The sequence below is a fragment of the Sulfitobacter mediterraneus genome (assembly GCF_003054325.1).
In the GTDB taxonomy this organism is placed as follows: Bacteria; Pseudomonadota; Alphaproteobacteria; order Rhodobacterales; family Rhodobacteraceae; genus Sulfitobacter; species Sulfitobacter mediterraneus.
On record NZ_QBKU01000007.1, the window covers coordinates 191,360 to 214,721 of the forward strand.

Here is a 23,362-nt window from a genome sequence, read left to right on the forward strand (position 1 = left end):
TTTGGCCGAACAAACAACTGGCAATGGGCGCTATGCCGCCCGTTGCCGAGATTGCGTCAGGCGCTCGGCGGCCTCAAGGATCTGTTGAACGGCGCCGTCCATCTTGCTGAGCAAATGATCAAGATCAGTTTGCGCCTTGCCCAGCTGTTGAACAATCTCGTCCAGACCATCGACCCGTTCTGCGATGCGGGATCGTTCGATTTTGCACATCACCCGAGTCATTTCCAGACCGGCCTTTAGCCGTCTGACATCATTGCAGATTTTTGAAAAAGCGCTGACCCGATCAGACACTTCCACCACGGCTTTATGGGCCATGCTGACAAATTCCATTTGTTGACGGGACAACAGGGCTTTTTCCTGTGCCTTGTCTTGCCCGTCAATCACCGGTTCCAGCCCGAATGATTGCAAAAGGTCATACTGCACCCGTGAAACCCCATGCAAGAACTCTGCCTGCATCAGGTAATCATTCCCGAGCAACGATTTCTCGCTAAATGTGGCGACTGCGTCGGCCAGTGATTGGGTCATTTGTCGGTGATTGTTCGAGATCACGCTGATCGGCCCGTCTGTCCCCTCAAGCCGCCCGGCCTGAAGGCGCATGTTATAGGGGATCTGGTTGGTTTGCTTAAAGATCCGCACGACATCACCGGCATGATCTTCGATCTCCTTCACACCCTCCTTGATGGAGAGGATCGACCTGAGCCGCCAATCCGCAGGCCGTTGCAATGCAATGTCGCGATGTTTTGTCTCTTCGGTCAGGGCCTTGGTCATGAAACTGGCGTAATCGCTGTAACCTGTGCTTTCGAAAGCCTGCAAAAGAGCGTCGCTGCTTGCCTCCGGCGGCAGGTTTTCGTTGCGCTCGCGGTGGCGCAGATCGGTATAAATCTGCTGTGCCTGGCGAAACATCTCGGTGCCCGGTTTGATCCGCACAGACAGAAACCCGTCTTCCGAAGGACAGGCCACTGCAAGCACCCAATAATGGCTACCGTCCTCCGCCTTGTTCTTGATATAGCCGCAGAACGGTTTGCCGTCCCCCAATATTGACCACATGAGGTGAAACACGCCGCGGGGCATGTCGGGATGGCGTATCACATTGTGCGGCGCGCCAATCAGATCGGACCAATCATAGACCGAGACCCGCTGAAACACCGCATTGGCCGCCAGAATGATCCCGCGCCCATCGGTGCGGGAATAAAAGATATCGTCGATGCCTAATTGCCGTGATTCAAACCCGCTTGGGTCCAGCGAAGCGTGAGTGGGGGCAGCGGTCATGGATCATCTCCCGAAACTGCCCCCGTGATGTCAAAGAAACCTTTTCAAACAGTTAAGTGTCTTGCGATCCATCCAGCGCCCGCAACCGCTGGATCAGGCTGGAGGTGTCCCAACGCCCGCCGCCGATCTTTTGCACGTCTTTATAAAACTGATCGACCAGCGCAGTGATCGGCAGGCTGGCCCCGGTTTCATCGGCTGTCGCCAGACAGATCCCAAGATCCTTGCGCATCCAGTCCACTGCAAACCCGTGGTCAAATTCGTTGTCCAGCATGGTCTCATAGCGGTTTGCCATTTGCCAGGATCCAGCGGCGCCCTGGCTGATCACTTCGACCACGGCCCGCCCGTCCAGCCCGGCTTTTTCGGCAAAATGCAACGCCTCAGACAGGCCCTGCACCACACCGGCGATGGCAATCTGGTTGCACATCTTGGTCATCTGGCCCGCGCCACTGTCGCCAATCCGGCGGCAAATCTTGGAATAAACCTCCATCACGGGGAGCGCGCGATCAAAGGCGCCCTGATCGCCACCGCACATGATGGACAGCTGGGCGTTCTCCGCGCCTGCCTGTCCACCAGAGATCGGCGCATCCACAAATGAGATCTGCGCCGCATCCGCCGCTGCATAAAGCTCTCGTGTCACGGCCGCGGAAACGGTTGTATGATCAACAAAAATAGCCCCCGCACCCATTCCGGCAAAGGCCCCGTTTTCGCCCAAACAAACAGAGCGCAGATCATCATCATTGCCCACGCAGGCCATCACAAAATCTGCCCCCTCGGCGGCCGCACGCGGGGTCGCTGCCGCCTGCCCGCCATGGGTCTTGGCCCAATCCTGCGCCTTGGAGGCTGTGCGATTGTAGACCGTCACCTCATGCCCGGCCTTTTGCAGATGCCCCGCCATGGGTCCGCCCATTACTCCAAGTCCCAAAAATGCGAGCTTTGCCATCTGCTTTTCCTTGTCTGTCAGTTGCGCTATTGCGACAAGATACCTAACACCTCGTGCGCCTTGGTCAATCGGTGCCGCCATATCGGAGCGTTCAATGGCCCTCATCTTTCGCTGGCTGGTCCGGCTTGCTGTTTTGTTGATCGTGATGAGCGTGCTGAGCGTGACCTTGATCTATTGGATCGCGTCCCGATCCTTGCCCGATTACGATGACAAGGTGGCGGTGCGCGGGTTGGGCGCAGAGGTTGAGATCGTGCGCGATAATGCCAATGTGCCGCATATCTTTGGTCAGTCCGATGCGGACGTCTTTTTTGGTCTCGGCTTTGCCCATGCCCAAGACCGCATGTGGCAGATGATCAACCTGCGCCGCACCGCGCAAGGGCGGCTGAGCGAGGTCTACGGCAGCGCGACGCTCAACATTGATAAACTGCTGCGACGCTTTGATATCTATACACTTTCCGTGCAATCGGTTGAGGCATTGGCGCCCGAAACCCGTGCCGCGCTTGAGGCCTATTCCGCTGGGGTCAATGCCCGCCTGGCGCAGATCAATACCGAAGCTTTGGGGCGCGGCGCCCCTGAGATGTTGTTGTTTAATGCGCCCATGGCCCCATGGCGACCGGCTGATTCCGTCGCCATCGGCAAGCTGATGGGGTTGCAGTTGTCGGGCCATCTGGAGGCCGAAGTGATCCGCGCGCGCAGCTCGCTGGCCTTGCCGGACGCGGACCGGTTGTCCGATATCCTGCCCGATGCCCCCGGCACCGGCGTGGCGGCCCTGCCCGAATATGCGGCACTGGTGCCCGGCACCAAACGATATTCCGCCAATCTGCCGCTTGATCCGCACCCGCTGTCTCCGTTCAAGCATATGGCCTTTGCCGGCGCGTCCAATGCTTGGGCGGCCGCGCCCTCCCGGTCGGCCTCTGGCGGCACATTGCTGGCCAACGATCCGCATCTTGGCTTTACCGCCCCGGCCATCTGGTATCTGGCCCGGCTTGAGCTGCAATCGGGCGGCGTGATCGGCGGCACCATCCCCGGTATGCCCGCGGTGATGACCGGACGCAGCGCCGAACTTGGCTGGGGGCTGACCTCCGCCTATGTCGATGACCAAGACGTTTATATCGAAGAGCTGAACCCGGAGAACCCGCAGGAATACCGCACGCCAACAGGGTTCAAACAATTCCGCACACGGTCCTCCATCATCACGGTCAAGGATGCCGATCCCGTCACCCTGACCCTGCGCTGGACAGACAATGGGCCGCTGTTGCCGGGCAGTCACTACAATCTGGCGGCCATCACCCCGCCCGGCCATGTGGCTTCTGTCAACTGGACCGTGCTCAGCGGCCGCGACACGACGCTGGACGCAGCTATGGGCGTGATGGAAGCCAAAACCGTAGGGCAAGCGATTGATGCTGCCCAAAGCTATATCGCACCGGCGCAAAACCTGACCTTGGTGGACCGCAAGACCATCGCGATGAAAACCATCGGCGCGATGCCACGCCGCGATGCCAACCATCAAAGCCAGGGGCGGATGCCTGCCCCCGGCTGGATCGGCGCAAACCGTTGGCAGGGCATGCTGCCTTACACCGCCAACCCCGAATTTATCGCCCCCGCTGGCGGTATTCTGGGCAACACCAACAACAAAACCGTGGACCGCCCGTTTCCCAATCACGTTTCCTTTGTCTGGGGCGACACACAGCGGGTGCAACGCTGGAACCGGCTGATGCAAACGCGGCAGGTCCACACCCGCGACAGCTTTATCGAGGCGCAGCTTGACACCGTGAGCTTTACCGCGCGGTCGCTTCTGCCGCTGATCGGGGCCGAACTGTGGTTCACCGGAGAGGCCGCCGCAGATGGCACCGCCGAACGCCAGCGCCAGCGGGCGCTGATCCTGTTGGCGGCCTGGTCCGGCGAGATGAACGAACACCTGCCAGAACCGCTGATCTACATGGCATGGCTCCGGGCGCTTCAGGACCGTCTGATCCAGGACGAACTGGGCCCGTTGGCAGCGGAGTTTGACCATGTGGAGCCGCTGTTTATCGAACGGGTGTTCCGCGACGTGAACGGCGCGGCGGCATGGTGCGACGTGCTGCAATCGGCACAAACCGAAAGCTGCCCGGAAATGGCCCGCCTTGCCCTCGATGACGCCCTGCTGTGGATCAGCGAAACCTGGGGCGGAGAGCTGGAAAGCCTGCGCTGGGGTGATGCGCACCAAGCCACCCATGACCATCAAGTGCTGGGCGATGTGCCGGTGCTGCGCTACTTTATGAACATTCGCCAATCCACCTCGGGCGGCGATAACACCCTGCTGCGCGGCCGCACCAAAGGCAGTGACCCAGACCCGTTTCACAATGTGCATGGGGCGGGCTATCGCGGGGTCTATGACTTTGCCGATCCGGACAGCTCGGTTTTTGTCACCTCCACCGGACAATCGGGGCATTTTCTGTCGCGCCACTATGACGATCTGGCACAACTCTGGCGGCGCGGTGAATATATCCCCATGTCATTGGACGCCGATCTGGCCCGCGCAGCCTCGGTTGGCATCACAATCCTGACGCCGGAGACCCCATGAACCGCGTGATCCTCTTCAACAAACCTTTTGGCGTGCTGTCCCAATTCACCGACAAAGGCACCCAAGGCAGTGCCCGTCCCACGCTCTCGGGTTTCATAGATGAGCCGGGCTTCTACCCCGCCGGACGCCTCGACAAAGACAGCGAAGGGCTGCTGGTTCTTACCGACAACGGCGCCCTGCAGGCCCGCATCGCCCATCCAAAGTACAAACGCCCCAAAACCTATCTCGTTCAGGTCGAAGGCACACCAGACGCCGCCGCCCTGGATGCTCTGCGCAAAGGCGTAACGCTCAAAGACGGCAAAACCGCGCCAGCCACCATCACCCAGATCGATCCGCCCGCAGACCTGTGGGAGCGTGATCCCCCTGTGCGCTTTCGCAAATCCGTGCCGGATGCCTGGCTGGAAATCACCATCCGCGAAGGCCGCAACAGACAGGTGCGCCGGATGACAGCCCATGTAGGCCTGCCCACATTGCGGCTGATCCGCAGCCGGATCGGTGACTGGCGCCTCAACCAGATGCGCCCCGGAACATGGCGTTGGGCCAGCGAAACAGGCGCCTGACCCCCGTTCCCTTTTTGGCCCAAAATATTCCGGGGGAGTCCGCAGGACGGGGGCTGGCCCCCTAGCCCGCTCTCACCTTAAAACGTCAGAAAATCTCAAGACGCCGGAAAATTTCAAATTTTCCGAACAAGAATTTTCAAAATTCTTGGCTCACAAACGCTGAAACTGCGCCTCTTGCTGGGCCGACCAGCGCACGGTCAACTCAAACCCGTCATCGGTCTGGCGCTCTTCTTGCACCACGTCTTGCGCAAACAGCCAGGCGCGTTTCTTGCCCTCGGCAAAGCCTAGCGTCAGGTCTGCATCGCGCACCGCCCCCTGCAGGGCCTCGGCCACGGCGGCTTGCAACCCCTCAAGACCCTCACCCGTGATCGCAGAGATCGCCAGAACATTCTCGTCCCGCTCGGCCCGCTGGCGCATGGCGTCTGCGGCCTCGGGCGTCAGCTGATCAATCTTGTTCCAGATCTCAAAGGTTCGGGTCTCTTCCGGCACGCCAAGTGAGGTCAGGATCTCCAGTACATCGCGGGCCTGCTCTTCGGTTTCGGCATGGGAAATATCGCGCACATGGCAAATGATATCGGCGGCCAGAACCTCTTCTAGCGTCGCGCGAAAGGCCGCGACCAGCTCGGTGGGCAGATCGCTGATGAACCCAACCGTGTCGCTGAGAATGATCTCCGGTCCATCGGGCAGCACCAAGGACCGCATGGTTGGGTCCAGCGTGGCAAAAAGCATGTCTTTCGCCATCACCTCAGCGCCAGTCAACCGATTGAAAAGCGTTGATTTTCCGGCGTTGGTATACCCCACAAGCGCAACAATTGGATAAGGCACCTTGGCCCGTGCGGCACGGTGCAATGCGCGGGTTTTCACAACCTTCTCAAGCTGGCGGCGCAGGCGCACCAATTGTTCGTCAATGGCGCGGCGGTCCGCCTCGATCTGGGTTTCGCCGGGGCCGCCCACAAAGCCCAAGCCGCCCCTTTGGCGTTCAAGGTGGGTCCAGGCCCGCACCAGCCGGGTGCGCTGATAGTTCAGCGCGGCCATTTCGACCTGTAAAACACCCTCTCGGGTTGCCGCACGGTCGCTGAAAATCTCCAAGATCAGACCGGTCCGATCAAGCAGCTTCACGCCCCAGGCTTTTTCCAGATTGCGTTGCTGCACCGGGCTGACAGGACCGTCCACCAGCACCAGCTCGACCTCTGCGGCCTCCAGCAAGTCATGGACTTCTTTGATTTTGCCAGAGCCAAACAGCATCCCTGCACTGACACTGCGCAGCGGCACAACATCGGCGCCCACAACTTCAAGCTGGGGCAAGGCGCGTGCAAGCGACACCGCCTCTTCCAAGGCGGGTTTGGGATCACGGCGATCGGGATTGGACCGGATGTCCGGGTGCAGCACCCAAGCGCGGGTCACCCGCGGGCCATCCGTGTCGTCAATTTGAAATTGTGTGCGGCTCAAGAAGCGTCTTCGCCCTCATAAAGGCTGATCGGCTGGCTGGGCATAATGGTCGAAATCGCATGTTTGTAGACAAGCTGCGACTGGCCATCGCGGCGCAGCAGCACGCAGAAATTGTCAAACCATGTGATGACGCCTTGCAGTTTCACACCGTTGATCAGGAAAATGGTAACCGGTACTTTGGTCTTGCGTACGTGGTTCAGGAAAGCATCCTGAAGGTTCTGTCTGTCTGACGCCATGGTTTTTCTCGCTTTTTTTCTTGCTGGCGTCCACGCATGGACCCCCCCATTCGGATCAGTATGAAGCGCCCAAAGCGGAGATTCCAGCCCCATATCAGGGATTTTTGCCTATCACGCGCATTGCCGTGTCACGTGCGCCACAGGTGGGCCGTCAGGTGCGCCACAAATCCGGGGTCAAAAGTGCAATAATCGCAAGGGTTTCCAGCCGCCCCAAAACCATCGCCCCGCACAGCACGGCCTTGGCCGTCAGGCTCAGTTCAATGAGATGAATGGGTGTATCGGTGGCATATTGCACCAAAGGTCCGGTGGTCGAAAGGCTGGCCACGGAAAGCACAAGCGCGGCCTCGAATTTTGTACCTGCCAAGGTCAAAAGCAAGGTCACTGCGGCCAGCGACAGGGCAAACAACATGAAAAAGATCCAGGCGATGAACGCGCCGTTGCTTTGCAGCCGCCTGCCCGACAGCCCCGCGCCGCTGACTGATGAGGGATGCACCAGCCGCTCCATCTCGCGGGTGCCATTTCGGTAGAGTGCAAAAACCCGCAAAAGTTTCACCCCGCCTGCGGTTGTCGCGACCCCGCCGCCGATCAGGGCCAGTCCCATCAGGATCAACCCGGGCGTGGCGAGCCCCGACCAGCTTTTGGCCTCGCCCCAGTATTCAGAGACAAACCCCGTCGTGGTCAGGAAGGACATCACCGTAAAGACCGCCCCCCAAAGCGCGTAACCGGCTTGGGTCAGGTTTTCCATTGCGGCCACATCAAAGGCGCCCAGAAAGTGCCGGCCGAACAGCAGCAGCGGGACCGCAATCACCACAAAGATGCCGATGCGAAATTCCGGGTCGGTCAGCAGCCCACCTTGGGTGGCCGTCACTGTGTCCTTGGAAAAGGTCAGGCGCGACAGGGCGAACAGCATAAAAAGCACCATCACCGCCTCGCCGGACAGGCCGGTTTGCGCGTGCTCTACACCGCCCACAGGCGAGATGCCCGATGTCGCCATCACCGACATCGCATGGCACAGCGCGGTCAGCGGCGTGGCACCCCCGACCAGCAGCAGCACCCACAACAGCAAGGTCAGCCCGGCGTAGATCGGCAACAGCGCCCGCGACGCCCTGAGCAGCCGCTCGCGCGGGTCGATAGGGGCCATGCGGCCGCTGGCTTCGGGGTCTATATGGCCCGGCTCTGCCTGTGCCGTCACCTCAAAACCGCCCAGATGCAGCGGTGCCAAAATGGCCGATGCTGCCACCCACATCAGCAAACCACCCATCCAGCCCACCTGCGCCCGCCATAGGTGCAATGTCCCGCTCAGCCGGCCCGGATCATCAAACATCGTCGCGCCAGTGGTGGTAATGGCGCTGACCATCTCAAAATAGGCATGCAGAAACCGCGTGGTGGGCAAGGCTTCTATGAAGGGCACGGCAAGGACCAAGGGCAGGAAAACAAAGGCTGAGAACAGCGAGATCAGCGGCCCCAAAGCGGTGGAGCGGGATGGCCGCCCGGACAGGGCAACCGCCAGCAACACAAAAACAACTGTGCCCAGCAATCCTGCGTAAAAGAATGCCCGCGACGCCTCGTGATCATGCACCACAAGCCCATGCAGGGCCGGCACTATCATCGAAACCGAGGCCGCCCCGAACAACAACAGGAACAGCGGCAGTTTCAAGAGTTCAGCGCGGATGTAGCTTTGGCGGCGCAAGGGCGTTCTGTCCTTTTGCGGTTAGAAGAAGTCGATGGAGACCTGCATCAGTTGTTCGACCTGCGGCACGTCCTTGGCCAAGGCAAACAGAACGATCACGTCGCCTTCGTCAATGCGGGTGCTGCCTTTGGGCCGGATCACCTCATCGCCTTTGCGAACCATGCCCATCAGCACCCCTTCGGGGAAGTCAATCTCGCTGACCAGCTTGCCCGCCATGGGCGATGTGGACAAGACTTCGGCCTCGATCACCTCGGCCTCTGCATCACCGATGGAATAGACCGCACGGACCCGGCCATGGCGGATATGGCGCAGGATCGAGCTCACGGTGGTGGCGCGGGGGTTGATATAGGCGTCAATGCCCAGCGGTGTCATCAAAGGCACCAGCGTCGGATCATTGATCAGCGCAATCACGTAATCGCACCCTTCGGCTTTGGCCCGCACACAGGCCAGCATGTTGGTTTTGTCATCATCGGTGACGGACAGCATGGCATCGGCGCGGGCAATCCCGGCCTCAGCCAACAGCGCCGCATCCAGTCCATCGCCATTAAGAACGATGGTGCGTTCCAGCGCCTCGGCGGCTTTTTCGGCGCAGCGGCGGCTTTTCTCGATGATCTTTGTGCGGATGCGGCGCGCGTCGGATTCGAGATGTTGCGCCACGGTCAGGCCGACATTGCCGCCGCCAACCAACACCACCCGTTCCTGTTTGGAGGTCTTCTTGCCAAAGATTTCCATCGTGCGCGGAATGTCATCACGGTGGCAGAAAAGATAGCAATCGTCGCCGACAAACAGCTGATCTTTGGATTCGGGCGCAAACAATGTGCCATCGCGGCGCACCCCCACAACCACGGCCCGCAGTGTGGAAAAGAGATCTGTCAGCTGGCGCAACGGCGTGTTGACCACCGGGCAATCGCCATCCAGCGTGATGCCCAGCAGATGCGCCTTGCCGTCCATGAACACCTCGGTGTCGAAAGCCGCCGGGGCCGAAAGGCGCAGCAGCGCGGCGTTTGCGACTTCCTTTTCGGGGCTGATCACCACGTCGATGGGCATGTGATCGCGGCGGTAGAGATCGGAATAGATCGCATCAAGGTAGGATTGGCTGCGCAGGCGGGCAATCTTGCGGTTGATGCCAAAAACCGAATGGGCAACCTGACAGGTCACCATGTTGACCTCGTCCGAATGGGTTGCAGCGATGATCATCTCGGCATCGCGTGCGCCGGCACGATCCAGCACATCGGGATAGCTGGCAAAGCCCGCAATCCCCTGCACATCAAGCGTATCGGTGGCGCGGCGGACCAGATCTGCGTTGTTGTCCACAACGGTTACATCATTGCGTTCGCCGCTCAGATGGCGGGCAATTTGCCAGCCCACCTGCCCTGCACCACAAATGATCACTTTCATGATGGCGTCCTCACGCTGTTTGTGCGGCCCTTGGGCTGCACAGGTCTAATGTCGGTTAGAGGGCATGACAGCGCCCAAAGCAAGGGTCAAGCGATTGTCATGACGCGCGGTCCGGTGCAAACTGCACAGATGCAACGTAAAACCACCCTTCTGGTGATCGCGCTGGCCGCTGTGGCGGGCTGTGCGCCGCTGAACACCTATTACCGCGCTGGCGTGAGCGTTGAGCGGCTGAACCGGGACACCACGACTTGTGAGGTAAAGGCCCTGCGCGATGTGCCCGCATCGGTGCAGGTGCGGCGCATTCCGCCGGAGTTTGTGCCCGCCTACAAGAGCTGCGATTCTGCGGGCAATTGTACGATTGTGCCCGGTTATGTGATCCCCGGTGAGACCATCACCTTTGATCCCAATGATGGGTTGCGCAAACGGGTCGAAGGGCAATGTATGGCCGACAAGGGCTATGCGCCGGTGACGATCCCGCCCTGCCCGGATCATGTGGCCAATGCCGCGCCGGTTGGCAAAACGCGGACCCTGCCGAAATTGACGCCAAAATCCTGTGTGATCCGCAACCGCGATGGCAGCTTTCAGATCGTCTCGCGCGGGTGAGTTTCTAGAAATGTGAGCGCTTGGGGCCGATCGGCGGGGGGCCAGCCCCCCGCACCCCCCGGAATATTTAGGGCCAAAAAGGGGGAAGATCAGTCCTCTGTTTCGCCGTCGTCATCCACATGGGCCACGCGCACCCCGGATTTGGCGGAGGTGACCACCCCCAGCGATTTGAGTTTGCGGTGTAGTGCGGAGCGTTCCATGCCGACAAAATTTGCCGTCCGCGAAATATTGCCGCCAAACCGGTTGATCTGGGTCAGCAGGTATTCGCGCTCAAAGGCCTCGCGGGCCTCGCGCAGCGGCAGGGTTGCCAGAGCGCCGGACAGGACCACGCGGCCGCCATCCTCGCCTTTGTCCTCTTCGCCGGGCAGTTCGCGGGCCTCGATCGGGCCGGTGCCATCGCCCAGGATCAGCACCCGTTCCACGAGATTTTTAAGCTGGCGCACGTTGCCAGGCCAGATCATGGTCTGCATCAACGCAATGGCATCTTCGGACAGACTGCGCAGCGGCAGACCTTGGGTGGCGTTGCATTCGGCGATGAAATGTTCGGCCAAGAGCGGGATGTCCTCGCGCCGTTCTTCCAATGACGGAACCGCAATCGGCACCACGTTGAGGCGGTGATAGAGTTCCTCGCGAAAGGTTTCATCACGGATCGCGGCTGCTAGGTCGCGGTTGGTGCTGGAAATGACCCGCAAATCCACGCGCAGTTTGTCATTGCCGCCGACGCGGGTGAATTGCTGGTCCACCAGCACCCGCAGGATTTTGGATTGGGTGCCCAGCGGCATATCCGCCACTTCGTCAAAATAGACCACCCCGCCGTGCGCCTGTTCGAGCAATCCCGGTTCGATCCCGCGATCGCCGCCTTCGCGGCCAAAGAGCATCTCTTCCATGCGGTCGGGTTCAATGCCCGCGCAATTGACGGTGATAAACGGCGCCGCCGCGCGGTTGGAATGGGCATGGATATACCGCGCAGCGATTTCCTTGCCTGCCCCTGCCGGGCCGGTCAGCATGACCCGGCCATTGGATTTGGTCACCTTGTCAAGCTGGCCGATCAAACCGCGATAAGCGGCTGAATTTCCAAGCATTTCGGCGCTGGAAACGTCGCGTTTCTTGAGCGTCAGGTTCTCGCGGCGCAGGCGCGAGGTTTCCATGGCGCGGCGGATCACCACCAGCAGTTGATCAATATTGAACGGCTTTTCGATAAAATCGTAGGCGCCCTGTTTGATCGCAGCAACAGCGATCTCGATGTTGCCATGCCCAGAGATGATCACCACCGGCACATCGGGGTAGTCCCGTTTGACCGCCTTGAGAATATCGATGCCATCCATCTGGCTGTCTTTGAGCCAGATATCGAGGATCATCAATGCGGGCTGCTCTGATGTGATTTCGGCCATGGCATCATCGGAATTGCCTGCCAGCCGGGTCGCAAAACCTTCGTCTATCAAGATGTCCGAGATCAATTCGCGGATATCGCGTTCGTCGTCTACAATCAGAATGTCACTCATGCGTTGTCTCCATTCTATTCTCATTACTGTCACGTGTTGGACCGATGGGCAGAGTAATCACCGCCATCGCACCAAAATGGGTTTGTCCGTCAAATATCGGGGCGTTTTCGAGAGTTAATGTTCCGCCATGTTCTTCTATGATCTTCTTAACAATGGGCAGGCCAAGGCCGGTGCCTTCGCTGCGGGTGGTGACGTAGGGCTCAAACAGGCGTGCCCGATCTTCGGGCAGGCCGATGCCGTTGTCGGCGATGGTCAAACGGGCGCTGTTGTCTGTTTGGCTCAGGGTCACTTCGATCCTTGGGATCAGATCATCCTGAGTGCCCTTTTTAGACAATGTTTCAATGGCCTCTCCGGCGTTCTTAATCAGGTTTGTGAGCGCCTGAGAGATCATTGTCGCATCAATTTCCGCCACCACTGGGGCATCTGGCAGGTCTGATACGATCTTGACCTCCGGTTGCCCTGCCTGCTGCAAAAACACGGCATCGCGCACCAGTTGGGTCAGGTTCTGATCAGAGGTTTCCGGCTCTGGCATGCGGGCGAATTTACTGAACTCATCGACGATGCGGCGCAGATCGCCGGTCTGGCGGATGATCACCCCTGTCATTTGTTCGAGCTGATCGCTTTCTTCGCCCAGTTTGGGAGCAAACTTCCTGCGGATACGTTCGGCGCTGAGCTGGATCGGGGTCAGTGGATTCTTGATCTCATGGGCAATCCGGCGGGCCACGTCGCCCCATGCGGCCATCCGTTGCGCGCTGACCAGATCGGTCACATCGTCAAAGGCAACCACATAGCCCTCAAGACGTCCGTCGTCGGACCGGCGCGGTGCCATGCGCACCAGCAGGTTCTCCTGCGCGCCCTGCCGTGAAACTTTGACCTCGCCCTGTACAGCTGTGCCGGAGCCGGAGGTCAGCGTCTCAAACAAGGGGCCAAATTCAGGAACGGCGACGGCCAAGGCCAAGGACTGCTGATCCTCGTGCCAATCCAGCAGACGTTTGGCAGAGCGGTTAACAAAGGCCACCCGCCCCTCGGGATCAAGGCCGACCACCCCGGACGTGACCGAGCTGAGCACAGAATCAAACAACCGGCGGCGGCGTTCGATCTGGCGGGTGTTGTCGAGCAGGGTTTCACGCTGACCGCTAAGCTGGCGGGTCATCTGGTTGAAATACCGGCCCAGCATTGCGATCTCGTCGTCGCCCTCCTCTTCGCGGACCTGAACGGAGAGATCCCCTGCGCCGACCTGCTGCGCCGCCCCCGTGAGCCGCCCGACAGGACCAGAAAGCCGTTCGGCAAACCACAGCCCAAGCCAAACAGCGGCCAATATCAGGATCACCGCAAAGCCCAGATAAACAAGGGCAAATTCAAACAGGAGCCGCCCGCGATCTGCTTCGAGCTGTTGATAGAGCCGCACCGTCTCTTTGGTTTCGTCAAGCAGTGACAGGATCTCTCCATCGACCTCGCGGCTGACGTAGAGATAACGGTCGACAAAGCTTTCCATTGGGACCAGTGCGCGAAACTCGTTGTTGGTCCAGTCTTCGATAATCAGCACGCCATCCGCGCTGGCGATCTCGATCTGGTCTGCATTGGGCTCTTCGTAGTCAAACAGGTAAGACCGGTTTCCGCGGGCCCGAATTTGGGCCGTTCCATCAATAAGATAGGCCTCGCGCAGACCCCTTTGAATTTGTCGCTGGCCTTCCCCAAGCAGGGCGCTGTCGCTGAGGTTGATGCCATTCTTGCGGGCGTTGTCGATGCTACGGGCCAGACTGCGTGCGTCCTCAACCAGATCTTCGCGTTGTTCGGTTTCATAGGCCTGAGCGGCGGCCAGCGAATTGCCAACCACACTGCGCACACGGTCCGAAAACCAGCCCTCGAGCCCGACATTCACTGTAAGACCGGCAAACACCGCAACACTGACGGTCGGGATCAGGGCCATCAGGGCAAAAACACCGGTGAGGCGCAGGTGCAAGCGCGATCCGGCGGATTTGGCCCGCCGCGCCGCGATCAAACGGGCGACTTGCGACAGAACCAATGCCGCGACCAGCAGAACATAAACCAGATCGGTCAGCAGGATGAGGCGCAGCCCAAAGGTATTGGCGCCCTGCCCCAACGGACCCAGCGCCAGATAGGTGGCCATGGCCAGAACCGGCCCCAAAACAACCAAAGACAAGGTTGCGAGGTTGCGCACACGGCGCATTCGCCGGAATCGCCCCAGCCTATCCAATGTGAAACTGCGTGACCGGGTTGCCACCCGTTGCCCTCACTCATGATGTGGTGCGCAATGGCACCAACCGCCATATTTTGTGGTCCTGATCAGGCGTGATACCCGATGGCCACGGTTATGTGGCGGTTTTACATCATTTTGCGACCCCGTGTCACCTCTATATCGAGGTCGGTGATTTTCTTGCGCAATGTATTTCGGTTGATGCCTAGCAAATCTGCGCATTTTGCCTGATTTCCGGCGGTCGCACCGAGGGCAATTTCGATCAACGGCGCCTCCACTTCGCGCAGGATCCGCGCATAAAGGCCGGGCGGCGGCAGCATATTCCCGTGTTGGTCAAAATAGCGCCGCAGATGCCGTTCCACGCTGGCGCCCAGACGTTCGGTGCTGGCATGGGCCTGCAACGGCTCGCTTGTGGGCTGTGCGCCCAGTACTTGTTCGGCCTCGGTTTGGCTCACTTCGCTGGCGCGGCTGGTCAGGGCCAGTTGCCGCATCGCATGTTCCAATTGCCGCACATTTCCCGGCCAAGCATAGTTCGACAGAACCTTGGCTGCCGCATCAGACAACTGGCGCAGGACGCCCAGACCGCTGTCTTCGGCCTGTTGCAGGAAATGGTCCGCCAGCAGCGGGATATCCTCAACCCGGTCGCGCAGGGTTGGCACGTGCAAGGTTGCGCCCGACAGACGATAATACAAATCGCGGCGCAACTTGCCCTCTTTCATGGCGGCCGCCAGATCCGATTGGCTGGTGGCCAGAAAACGCGGGCTGTATTCCCCCGGCGCATCCATCATCCGCGAAATTCGCGCCTGTACCTCAGGCGGGATATCGGCGATTTCGTCAATCAACAGGGTACCGCCACGCACCTTGGCCAACAGACGTGCAGGCGCATCAATATCCACCAACTCGGTGCCCGTGACCGTGACAAAGGGCAGATTGCGGCGGTCTGAAAAATCATGAATGGCCTTCCCGATCAATGACTTACCTGTGCCACTTTCGCCCCAGATCAGAACCGGTAGATCGGTGTTCATCACCCGCGCCACAAGCCGATAAAGCGCCTGCATCACCGGCGTGCGCCCGATCAGCGGTAGATCATCACGGTCTTCCTCCGGCGCTTTGGCGGCGGACGCCCGCGTGGCGGTGCCCCCTTTTTCCAATGCCCGTGCGGTGCGTTTCATCAAATCCGGCAGGTCAAACGGTTTGGGCAGGTAGTCAAACGCATCGGCCTCTGCGGCCTTGATCGCTGTCATAATGGTGTTTTGCGCCGAGATCACGATCACTGGCAGTCCGGGCCGGTCGGCGGATATTTTCGGCAGCATTTCCAGACCGTTACCGTCCGGCATTGCCACATCTGTGATCACCACGTCACCCTTGCCTTCGCCCACCCAGCGCATCAGCGTTGTCAGGCTGGACGTCGCATGGACCTTGCAGCCTGCACGGGTCAAGGCTTGGGTCAGAACCGTGCGGATTGTGCGATCGTCATCGGCGACCAATACCGTGCCATCCATGATTATTCCTCTTCTTTTTGTGCGGCCGCGCGGGGCAGTGAGATGCGGAACACGGTTTGCCCCGGAACCGAGGTGACCGAGATCCAGCCGTCATGTTCGGAAATGATCTTGCTGACCAACGCCAGCCCCAGCCCGGTGCCATTTTCGCGGCCCGAAACAAAGGGATCAAAAACATCCCCCTTGATGTGGTCAGGCAGGCCCGGCCCGTCATCGATGATCTCAATTTGCAGCGGCAGTGCCTGACCCGTCCCATCAGCGCGGCGCAGACGGAACGAATGTTCGTAATAGCTGCGCAGCCGAATGGTTCCACCACCCTCGCCCGCGGCTTCGGAGGCGTTTTTCAGAAGGTTCAGAACCACTTGCAGCAATTGATCCTTGTCGCCTAGCGCCATCGGCAGTGATGGATCGTAATCTTCGATGATTTTCATCTGGGCGCCGAAACCCAGCAAGGCAGAGCGCCGCGCGCGGTCCAGCACATCATGCAAGTTGACGGCTTGGCGTTGTGGCGGGTTGAGGTTGCCAAACTGCTCCACTTGTTCGAGCAATTTCACGATCCGGCGGCTTTCCGCGACGATCAGATCGGTCAGCTCCAGCTCATCAGCGGGCAGGTTCATCGACAACAGCTGCGCCGCGCCGGTGATCCCTGCCAGCGGATTCTTGATCTCATGCGCCAGCATTTCGGCCATGCCGATCGCCGATTTGGCCGCTGATTTCACTGAGTGGTTCTGGGTCATCCGCCCCGCCAACTCCCGCGGCGAGATCATCATCAACATATGCCCCTCCGCCCCGCTGAGGGGGGCAATTTGCAGGGCCGATTGCAGCGGCGCCCGTTGGCCTGATCCCACATCAACGTCATTGACAAACAGCGGCGTGCCACTGGCGCGGGCGCGGTCGAATGCATCCTCAAGTGGGTCGTTGACCGCGATAATGTCCCAAACCGGCACACCGATCACCGATTTGGCCGAAACGTTCAAAAACCCTTCGGCGGCGGGATTGATGTCTTCGATGCCATCGTCCGGGGCGATCAGAATGGCGGGCACCGGCAGGGACACCCAGATGTTGCGATCATGGGTCATGCGGCTTGTGCCCCTGCGCCATATTGCATGGCCTGCCGGATCAAGCCTTTGGTTTCGCTCGGGTCTTTGCTAGTTAACACATCGCGGCGCAAGCCGGTTGGCGTTGCGCAAGTGTCCATGTACCAGCCCAGATGTTTGCGGGCTACACGACTGCCCAGATCCGCGCCATAAAACCGCAACATCTCATCGTAGTGCTCTTCAACCATCGCGGCAAAGGCATCGCCCATGGGCACATCCGGCGATGGGGTGCCAAACAGCGCGTGACTGATCTCGGCCAAAATCCACGGTCGCCCTTGCGCCCCGCGCCCGACCATCACCCCATCCGCGCCGGATTGATCCAAGGCCTGCTGCGCCGCATTGGCGCTCACGATGTCGCCATTGGCCACCACAGGAATATCGACCGCATCGCGCACGGCGCGGATCGCCTGCCAATCGGCGGTGCCTTTGTAGAACTGGCATCGGGTGCGCCCGTGTATCGTGATCATTTTGATGCCCGCATATTCGGCGCGGCGGGCAATATCGGCGGCGTTGAGCATCTGATCATCCCAGCCCAACCGGGTTTTCAGGGTGACAGGCACATTGACCGCCTCCACCACGGCCTCAATCAGGCGCAGCGCGTGATCTGGGGTTTTCATCAGGGCCGAACCGGAGGCGCCTTGGGTCACTTTCTTGGCCGGGCATCCCATGTTGATGTCGATCAGCCGTGCACCCTGCGCTTCGATCATCCGGGCGGCTTCTGCCATCGGGGCGGCTTCGCGGCCCGCGATCTGGACGGAGGTGCCTTCGACGCCCAGACCCAGCTCGGCCTTTTCGCGGGTGCCGGGACGGCGCGACAGTAATTCCTGACTGGCAACCATTTCAGACACAACCAGCCCCGCACCAAAACGGGCGACCAATGTGCGGTAGGGCAAATCGGTGATTCCAGCCATCGGCGCGAGGAAAACCGGTGGGTTGAGATCAATGGGCCAGACCGGCGGGCGCATGTGCTTAATCCTTGTGCAGTTACGAAGGGTTTAGCGGTAACCCTGACGTTACTCAATAAAAACAGACGTATTTCCCCTGCGGCACGAGGGTATATGCCTAATTTTTGTGCATCCACCTGAATGATTGCCTGTGCCGCTGCCATTGCCTAGACAGGTGCTAGAAACTGCGGACAAGCCTATGACCATCACTGCCCTTATCGTTGCCGCCGGGCGCGGCACCCGTGCTGGCGGGGCGCTGCCAAAGCAATGGCAACCGCTGGGTGCTGCGCGGGTGATCGACCATACGATCGCCGCCTTTGACCGCCATCCCAAGATTGATCAGATCGCTGTGGTGCTGCACCCGGACGATCTGGATCTGGCGCAGACCTTTGATGTGGCGGGGCTGATTGTGGCCGTGGGCGGCGCAGATCGGGCGACATCGGTGCGCAATGGGCTGGCGATGTTGCCCGAGGCCGGTCAGGTGCTGATCCATGATACAGCGCGCCCCTGTGTGCCGGCGCAGGTGATCGATGATGTGTTGGCCGCCTTGAGCGATACCCGCGCCGCAGCGCCGGGGCTGGCCGTGACCGATGCTTTATGGCGCGGCGCGGAGGGTCACGTGACTGGCCCGCAGGACCGAAGCGGTCTTTTTGCCGCGCAGACCCCGCAAGGGTTCGATTTGGCGGTGATCAAACAGGCCCATGCGGCCTATCAGGGCCCTGCCGCCGACGATGTGGAGGTCGCCCGCGCCTTTGGTATTCCGGTGCGGATCACAGCGGGCCACCCTGATAATATCAAGATCACCACCGCCACCGATTTTGCCCGCGCGGCCCGCATATTGGAGAACACGATGGACATTCGCACTGGCAACGGCTTTGACGTGCATGCCTTTGGCCCCGGCGATCATGTGATGCTTTGCGGCGTAAAAATACCGCATGATCATGGGCTTGTGGGGCATTCCGATGCAGATGTGGGACTGCATACCGTGACCGATGCAATCTATGGGGCCCTGGCGATGGGCGACATTGGCCAACATTTCCCGCCCTCAGATCCGCAGTGGAAAGGCGCAGAGAGCCACGTGTTTCTGCGCCATGCCGTGGGGCTGGCACGGGAAATGGGCTTTGATCTGACCCATGTGGATTGTACGCTGATTTGCGAACACCCAAAGGTCGGGCCTCTTGCAGCCAAGATGCGGCAGGTGATGGCGGATATACTTGAGATCGACGTGACCCGCGTATCGGTCAAGGCCACGACGTCAGAGCGGCTTGGCTTTACCGGGCGCGGTGAAGGGATCGCTTGTATGGCCACAGCAACATTGGTGAAATCATGACACTTGCAAAACTGATCGGCACATTCATGGGCGTCGGATATATCCGTCCTGCACCCGGCACATGGGGATCGCTGGCGGCGCTGCCCTATGGCTGGCTGCTGCATGTGATTGGCGGCTTGCCTTTGCTGTTGGTCGGCATCGTCGTTGGCTTTCTCAAGGGGTGGTGGGCGACGGCGCAGATGACCAAAGGCAGTGATGATCATGACCCATCCGAGATTGTGGTGGACGAGGTGATCGGCCAATGGATTGCGCTGATCCCGCTCAGTTATGCGGCGGGATCTATGGGCATCAGCATTCTGAACATGTGGCCCGGTTGGATCGCGGCCTTTATCCTGTTCCGTTTGTTTGACATCACCAAACCCTGGATCATCGGCTGGGCCGACCGGCGCGGCGACGCCTTGGGCGTGATGCTGGATGATGTGATTGCGGGTGTCTTTGCGGCCATAGGCGTGGTGGTTCTTGCAGCGCTGTTTCACGGTGTAACGTAGATGAACATCGCCGCTGAACTCCTTACCTTATCTGTAAAAAAACAGATTATGCTCACCTGCGCAGAAAGCTGTACGGGCGGCATGGTGGCGGCCGCCTTGACCGATTTGCCGGGGTCTTCGGCGATGTTTGATCGGGGGTTTGTCACCTATACCAATCAGGCCAAAATGGATCTGCTGGGCGTGCCGGAACAGGCGTTGATTGACTTTGGGGCGGTGTCCGAACCAGTGGCCGCCGCCATGGCAGAGGGCGCGTTAAATGGCTCCGAAGCCGCATTGGCGGTCTCAATCACAGGCATTGCCGGCCCCGGCGGGTCAGAGCGCAAGCCCGAAGGCCGCGTGTGCTTTGGCGTGGCAAGCCGCCGCCGCACCGCAACACAAACCATTGAGTTTGGACCGCAGGGCCGCGACGCCGTGCGGCGTGCAGCGCGGGACCATGCTTTGGCCTTGTTGCTCGAAGAACTTCAAAAACTGCCCGATTAATGGGCAATTGCCCCGGCGGCGCGCTCAAATCCTCATCAAAAACCAAAACTGACCGAATTTTCCGCAGCCAGCGCTGTTCTGGGCGGCGGGGCTGCGCAATCTGCGGGCAGAGCTGAAATTTCTGTTGGAGAGCCCGATGAACGCCGCTGATTCCGCCTGGATCATGACCGCCACCGCCCTTGTATTGTTTATGACCCTGCCGGGGCTGGCCCTGTTTTATGGCGGGCTCGTCCGATCGCGCAATGTGCTGAGCGTGTTTATGCATTGTTATGCCATTGCTTGTCTGATGTCGGTGCTGTGGTTCTTTGTCGGCTATTCCATTGCCTTTGGCCCCGGTGAAAGCGGTCTCTGGGGCGGGCTGGCTAAGGTCGGTCTGGCCGGTGTCTCCGCTGAAAGCCTCTCTGGCACCCTGCCCGAGGTTCTGTTCTTTGCCTTTCAGATGACCTTTGCGATCATCACACCGGCGCTGATCGTGGGCGCCTATGTCGAGCGTATCGGCTTTGGCTTTATGCTATTGTTTTCGGCTCTTTGGATGCTGATCTGTTACGCCCCTGTGGTGCATTGGGTCTGGGGTGGCGGGATGCTGGCCGATGGCGGGATCTTTGGCGAAACAGGGGTCAAGGACTTTGCGGGCGGCATTGTGGTGCATGAAACCGCGGGTCTGGCCGCGCTGATTCTTGCGGTCGTGCTTGGCCCGCGCAAGCATCAAACGACACCGCCGCATAACCCCGGCATGGTGATGATTGGTGCTGCGATGCTGTGGGTTGGCTGGTTCGGATTTAATGGCGGCTCGCAATTGGCGGCTGACGGCGGCGCGGCGATGGCAATCACTGTGACCCATATCTCTGCCGCCACGGCATCGCTGTCTTGGGCGCTTTGGGAGCGGATCAAATTTGGCAAAGCCTCACTGGTTGGTATCGTCACAGGCACCATTGCGGGACTTGCCTCGATCACGCCAGCGTCCGGTTTTGTTGGTCCTTGGGCGGCGCTTTTGATCGGTGCGGTGGCTGGTATCCTGTGCCAAGAGGCCGTGGTTTTGATCCGCAACCGGGTAAAAATCGACGATACATTGGATGTCTTTGCCGTACACGGGGTTGGCGGGATCTTCGGGACGATCATGATCGCGGCTTTGGGCGCAGGCTCTTGGGCGGCGCAGCTCGGATCACTGGCGATTGTTGGGGTGTTCACCACCGTGGTAACCGTGGTTCTGATCTACGTTTGCAAAGCGATCTTGCCCATCCGCGTCGATCTGGAAACCGAAACCAATGGTCTTGATCTCAGCGTTCATGGCGAACGCGCCTACGACATCACCAGTTGATCACAAAGCGCGCGCAGGTCATCACCCTGCGCCGCCTTCCACAACATCTCGCCGCGGTCCTGCCCCAGCAGGTCCGCGGTTTTCTTTTGCAATTTGGCACTGCGGTCTTCGAAACTCATCGGTGCCATCAGGTCATGACGCAGCCGCCGCATCCCACCGCCCGTGAGGCTGACGGAAATTTCTGTCTGGGTTTCGCTCAGCCGTTCTTCTTCGCTGATCCTTATTTTAGACCGCAGTTCAACCACTTGTGGGTCTTTGGTAATCTCGTCTGTAAAATTTGAAATAGCGCCCGTCGCATGGCCAAGCAGTGCCATCGCGGCGGTTTGGGCATAGCTGAACTTGGCGGCAAGACCGGTGGTCGGCTCGGCAATGTTGCACACCGACATCCAGCGCGGATGGGTGCGGATATGCACCGATGCGATTTGATCTGGGGCCAGTTCGGATGTGCCAAGCGCCTCAAGCATCGCGTGAAGGCCATGACAGCATGCATGAAACTTGTGACTGATGCTCAGCAAATGCCAAGTGCCTTTGCCCGGTTTGATCTCTGCCGCCTCGCCATGATGCGTGGCGCCAAACCCAAGCGGTCCGGCCAATCCGTCCTGCGCGGCGGTCATGCCCCCCTGCGCCCAAAGCGCGGCCTCAACCCCGCTGCGGGCGGCCAATCCGGCGTTCAAGGGTTTGCCCATCGTGCCAAATTGCGCCTTGATACCAGAGGCCATGCTCGCGCACAGGCCAAGCGCATGTCGCAATTCATCCTTGTCCAGCCCAAGCAGCCGCGCAGCCCCCATTGTGGCCCCAAATGACCCTGCTGTTGCGGTTTGGTGGTAGCCGATTTGATAATGGGACCGACCCAGCCAAAGCCCTGTTAAGATGGAGCTTTCTACACCAATTGCCGCGGCATCCACGGCGACATCCAGCGGTGCGCCGACGTCTTCGGCCAAGGCAATGACCGCCGGCAGAACCGCCACGGAGGGATGGCCGATATGGGCAAAATGCGTGTCGTCATAATCCAGCGCATGGCTGAGCGTGCCGTTGATCAGCGCAGCTGTCGCCGCAGGGGCATGACCGCCTCCAAGAACCGAGCTTTGGCCCGTGCCAAGCCGTTTCTGCATCTTCACAAAATCGCCAAATTCCGGCTCCTTCGCCCCCGCGATCCCGCAGGCGGCCCAGTCGAAAAGTGAAAGACGCATCATCGCCAATGCGTCATCAGGAACGGTGGCCTTGCGAAACTTCAACAGCTGGTCCGTGATGGTCTTGTCCATCACCCCTGCACCCCATAAAGCGCCTCTGCCCGTTGTTCGAAAGCCCGCACAACCCGTTGCATGGCCTCATTAAACACCACGCCGATGATCTTTTGCAGGATCGCATTGCGAAACTCGAAATCGACATGGAACTGAACGGCACAACCGCCCTCAATGTCTTCAAATTTCCAGTTGGAATGCATGTATTTGAACGGCCCATCCAAATATTCGGTGTCGATCTTGTGCTGCGCGGGCCACAGCACAACGCGGCTGGTGAATCGTTCGCGGAACACTTTGAAACTGATCACCAGATCGGCGTCCATCACCCAGTGATCGCCGCGATCCTCGTTGGACCGGATCCGCGCGGCGGCAGTCCAGGGCAGAAATTCTGGATATTTCGCCACATCTGCCACCAGATTGTACATCTGCTGGGCGCTATAGGGCAATTGGCGGGTTTCAGAATGGGTTGGCATTGCTATCCGGGTCTTGTCACGTTAGCCCTATGTCTCTGCTTGAGGCTGTAAATTCAAGGGCGAA

Annotated in this window: 20 protein-coding genes; 7 read left to right on the forward strand and 13 right to left on the reverse strand. The window is 59.7% G+C overall.

Features of this window, described 5'->3' with window-relative positions:
- Positions 1–30: 30 nt before the first annotated feature.
- Both C8N31_RS13125 and C8N31_RS13130 read right to left on the reverse strand, forming a co-directional pair.
- Positions 31–1,269 (reverse strand): PAS domain-containing protein, encoded by a 1,239-nt coding sequence (locus C8N31_RS13125; protein ID WP_025046209.1) that lies wholly within the window; start codon positions 1,267–1,269, stop codon positions 31–33.
- A gap of 52 nt (positions 1,270–1,321) precedes the next feature.
- Positions 1,322–2,350 (reverse strand): NAD(P)-dependent oxidoreductase, encoded by a 1,029-nt coding sequence (locus tag C8N31_RS13130; RefSeq protein WP_269146517.1) that lies wholly within the window; start codon positions 2,348–2,350, stop codon positions 1,322–1,324.
- On the opposite strand from C8N31_RS13130, the gene C8N31_RS13135 reads away from it, so the two are divergent.
- Both C8N31_RS13135 and C8N31_RS13140 read left to right on the forward strand, forming a co-directional pair.
- Entirely contained in the window at positions 2,304–4,772 is a 2,469-nt protein-coding gene (locus tag C8N31_RS13135) for a penicillin acylase family protein (RefSeq protein ID WP_025046207.1), read from the forward strand. The two genes, C8N31_RS13130 and C8N31_RS13135, sit on opposite strands and share 47 nt — an antisense overlap.
- Positions 4,769–5,332 carry a pseudouridine synthase gene (locus C8N31_RS13140; RefSeq protein WP_025046206.1) on the forward strand — a complete coding sequence of 188 codons (564 nt, stop codon included), beginning with the start codon at positions 4,769–4,771 and terminating at the stop codon, positions 5,330–5,332. Before C8N31_RS13135 ends, C8N31_RS13140 begins: the two co-directional genes overlap by 4 nt.
- 150 nt (positions 5,333–5,482) lie before the next feature.
- On the opposite strand, the gene hflX is transcribed toward C8N31_RS13140, so the two are convergent.
- From hflX to trkA, 4 genes are all read right to left on the reverse strand, one after another.
- Positions 5,483–6,781: a GTPase HflX gene (gene hflX, locus C8N31_RS13145; protein WP_037917383.1), complete on the reverse strand. Its 1,299-nt coding sequence runs from the start codon at positions 6,779–6,781 to the stop codon at positions 5,483–5,485.
- The gene (hfq, locus tag C8N31_RS13150) at positions 6,778–7,017 is read right to left on the reverse strand and encodes an RNA chaperone Hfq (RefSeq protein ID WP_007119530.1); all 240 of its coding nucleotides are present in this window, start codon (positions 7,015–7,017) and stop codon (positions 6,778–6,780) included. The genes hflX and hfq overlap by 4 nt, the downstream gene beginning before the upstream one ends.
- A gap of 151 nt (positions 7,018–7,168) precedes the next feature.
- Positions 7,169–8,707 carry a TrkH family potassium uptake protein gene (locus C8N31_RS13155; RefSeq protein WP_025046204.1) on the reverse strand — a complete coding sequence of 513 codons (1,539 nt, stop codon included), beginning with the start codon at positions 8,705–8,707 and terminating at the stop codon, positions 7,169–7,171.
- A 21-nt stretch (positions 8,708–8,728) separates the two neighbouring features.
- Complete coding sequence (gene trkA / locus C8N31_RS13160; protein ID WP_025046203.1) at positions 8,729–10,105, reverse strand: Trk system potassium transporter TrkA; 1,377 nt, start codon at positions 10,103–10,105, stop codon at positions 8,729–8,731.
- Positions 10,106–10,234: 129 nt separating this feature from the next.
- On the opposite strand from trkA, the gene C8N31_RS13165 reads away from it, so the two are divergent.
- Positions 10,235–10,708, forward strand: coding sequence for a hypothetical protein (locus tag C8N31_RS13165; protein ID WP_037917423.1), 474 nt, complete (start codon positions 10,235–10,237; stop codon positions 10,706–10,708).
- A gap of 89 nt (positions 10,709–10,797) precedes the next feature.
- Here C8N31_RS13165 and ntrX read toward each other — a convergent pair whose 3' ends face one another.
- The 5 genes from ntrX to dusB all read right to left on the reverse strand — a co-directional run bounded on the left by ntrX (position 10,798) and on the right by dusB (position 17,989).
- The gene (gene ntrX, locus C8N31_RS13170; RefSeq protein WP_025046201.1) at positions 10,798–12,210 is read right to left on the reverse strand and encodes a nitrogen assimilation response regulator NtrX; all 1,413 of its coding nucleotides are present in this window, start codon (positions 12,208–12,210) and stop codon (positions 10,798–10,800) included.
- Positions 12,203–14,401: a sensor histidine kinase NtrY-like gene (locus C8N31_RS13175; RefSeq protein WP_037917380.1), complete on the reverse strand. Its 2,199-nt coding sequence runs from the start codon at positions 14,399–14,401 to the stop codon at positions 12,203–12,205. The genes ntrX and C8N31_RS13175 overlap by 8 nt, the downstream gene beginning before the upstream one ends.
- A gap of 155 nt (positions 14,402–14,556) precedes the next feature.
- Positions 14,557–15,930 carry a sigma-54-dependent Fis family transcriptional regulator gene (locus tag C8N31_RS13180; protein WP_025046199.1) on the reverse strand — a complete coding sequence of 458 codons (1,374 nt, stop codon included), beginning with the start codon at positions 15,928–15,930 and terminating at the stop codon, positions 14,557–14,559.
- A gap of 2 nt (positions 15,931–15,932) precedes the next feature.
- Complete coding sequence (locus C8N31_RS13185) at positions 15,933–17,006, reverse strand: two-component system sensor histidine kinase NtrB (RefSeq protein WP_025046198.1); 1,074 nt, start codon at positions 17,004–17,006, stop codon at positions 15,933–15,935.
- Positions 17,003–17,989, reverse strand: coding sequence for a tRNA dihydrouridine synthase DusB (gene dusB, locus C8N31_RS13190; protein WP_025046197.1), 987 nt, complete (start codon positions 17,987–17,989; stop codon positions 17,003–17,005). Before dusB ends, C8N31_RS13185 begins: the two co-directional genes overlap by 4 nt.
- A 178-nt stretch (positions 17,990–18,167) precedes the next feature.
- On the opposite strand from dusB, the gene C8N31_RS13195 reads away from it, so the two are divergent.
- The 4 genes from C8N31_RS13195 to C8N31_RS13210 all read left to right on the forward strand — a co-directional run bounded on the left by C8N31_RS13195 (position 18,168) and on the right by C8N31_RS13210 (position 21,584).
- Entirely contained in the window at positions 18,168–19,298 is a 1,131-nt protein-coding gene (locus C8N31_RS13195) for a bifunctional 2-C-methyl-D-erythritol 4-phosphate cytidylyltransferase/2-C-methyl-D-erythritol 2,4-cyclodiphosphate synthase (RefSeq protein ID WP_025046196.1), read from the forward strand.
- A complete protein-coding gene (locus C8N31_RS13200; protein ID WP_025046195.1) occupies positions 19,295–19,786 on the forward strand; it encodes a phosphatidylglycerophosphatase A family protein in 492 nt (163 codons plus the stop codon). Before C8N31_RS13195 ends, C8N31_RS13200 begins: the two co-directional genes overlap by 4 nt.
- Positions 19,787–20,266 carry a CinA family protein gene (locus tag C8N31_RS13205; protein ID WP_025046194.1) on the forward strand — a complete coding sequence of 160 codons (480 nt, stop codon included), beginning with the start codon at positions 19,787–19,789 and terminating at the stop codon, positions 20,264–20,266.
- A gap of 136 nt (positions 20,267–20,402) precedes the next feature.
- Entirely contained in the window at positions 20,403–21,584 is a 1,182-nt protein-coding gene (locus tag C8N31_RS13210) for an ammonium transporter (RefSeq protein ID WP_025046193.1), read from the forward strand.
- On the opposite strand, the gene C8N31_RS13215 is transcribed toward C8N31_RS13210, so the two are convergent.
- Entirely contained in the window at positions 21,566–22,846 is a 1,281-nt protein-coding gene (locus tag C8N31_RS13215; RefSeq protein ID WP_025046192.1) for an MmgE/PrpD family protein, read from the reverse strand. The genes C8N31_RS13210 and C8N31_RS13215 overlap by 19 nt on opposite strands.
- Entirely contained in the window at positions 22,846–23,298 is a 453-nt protein-coding gene (locus C8N31_RS13220; RefSeq protein WP_025046191.1) for a type II toxin-antitoxin system RatA family toxin, read from the reverse strand. The genes C8N31_RS13215 and C8N31_RS13220 overlap by 1 nt, the downstream gene beginning before the upstream one ends.
- Positions 23,299–23,362: the final 64 nt, after the last annotated feature.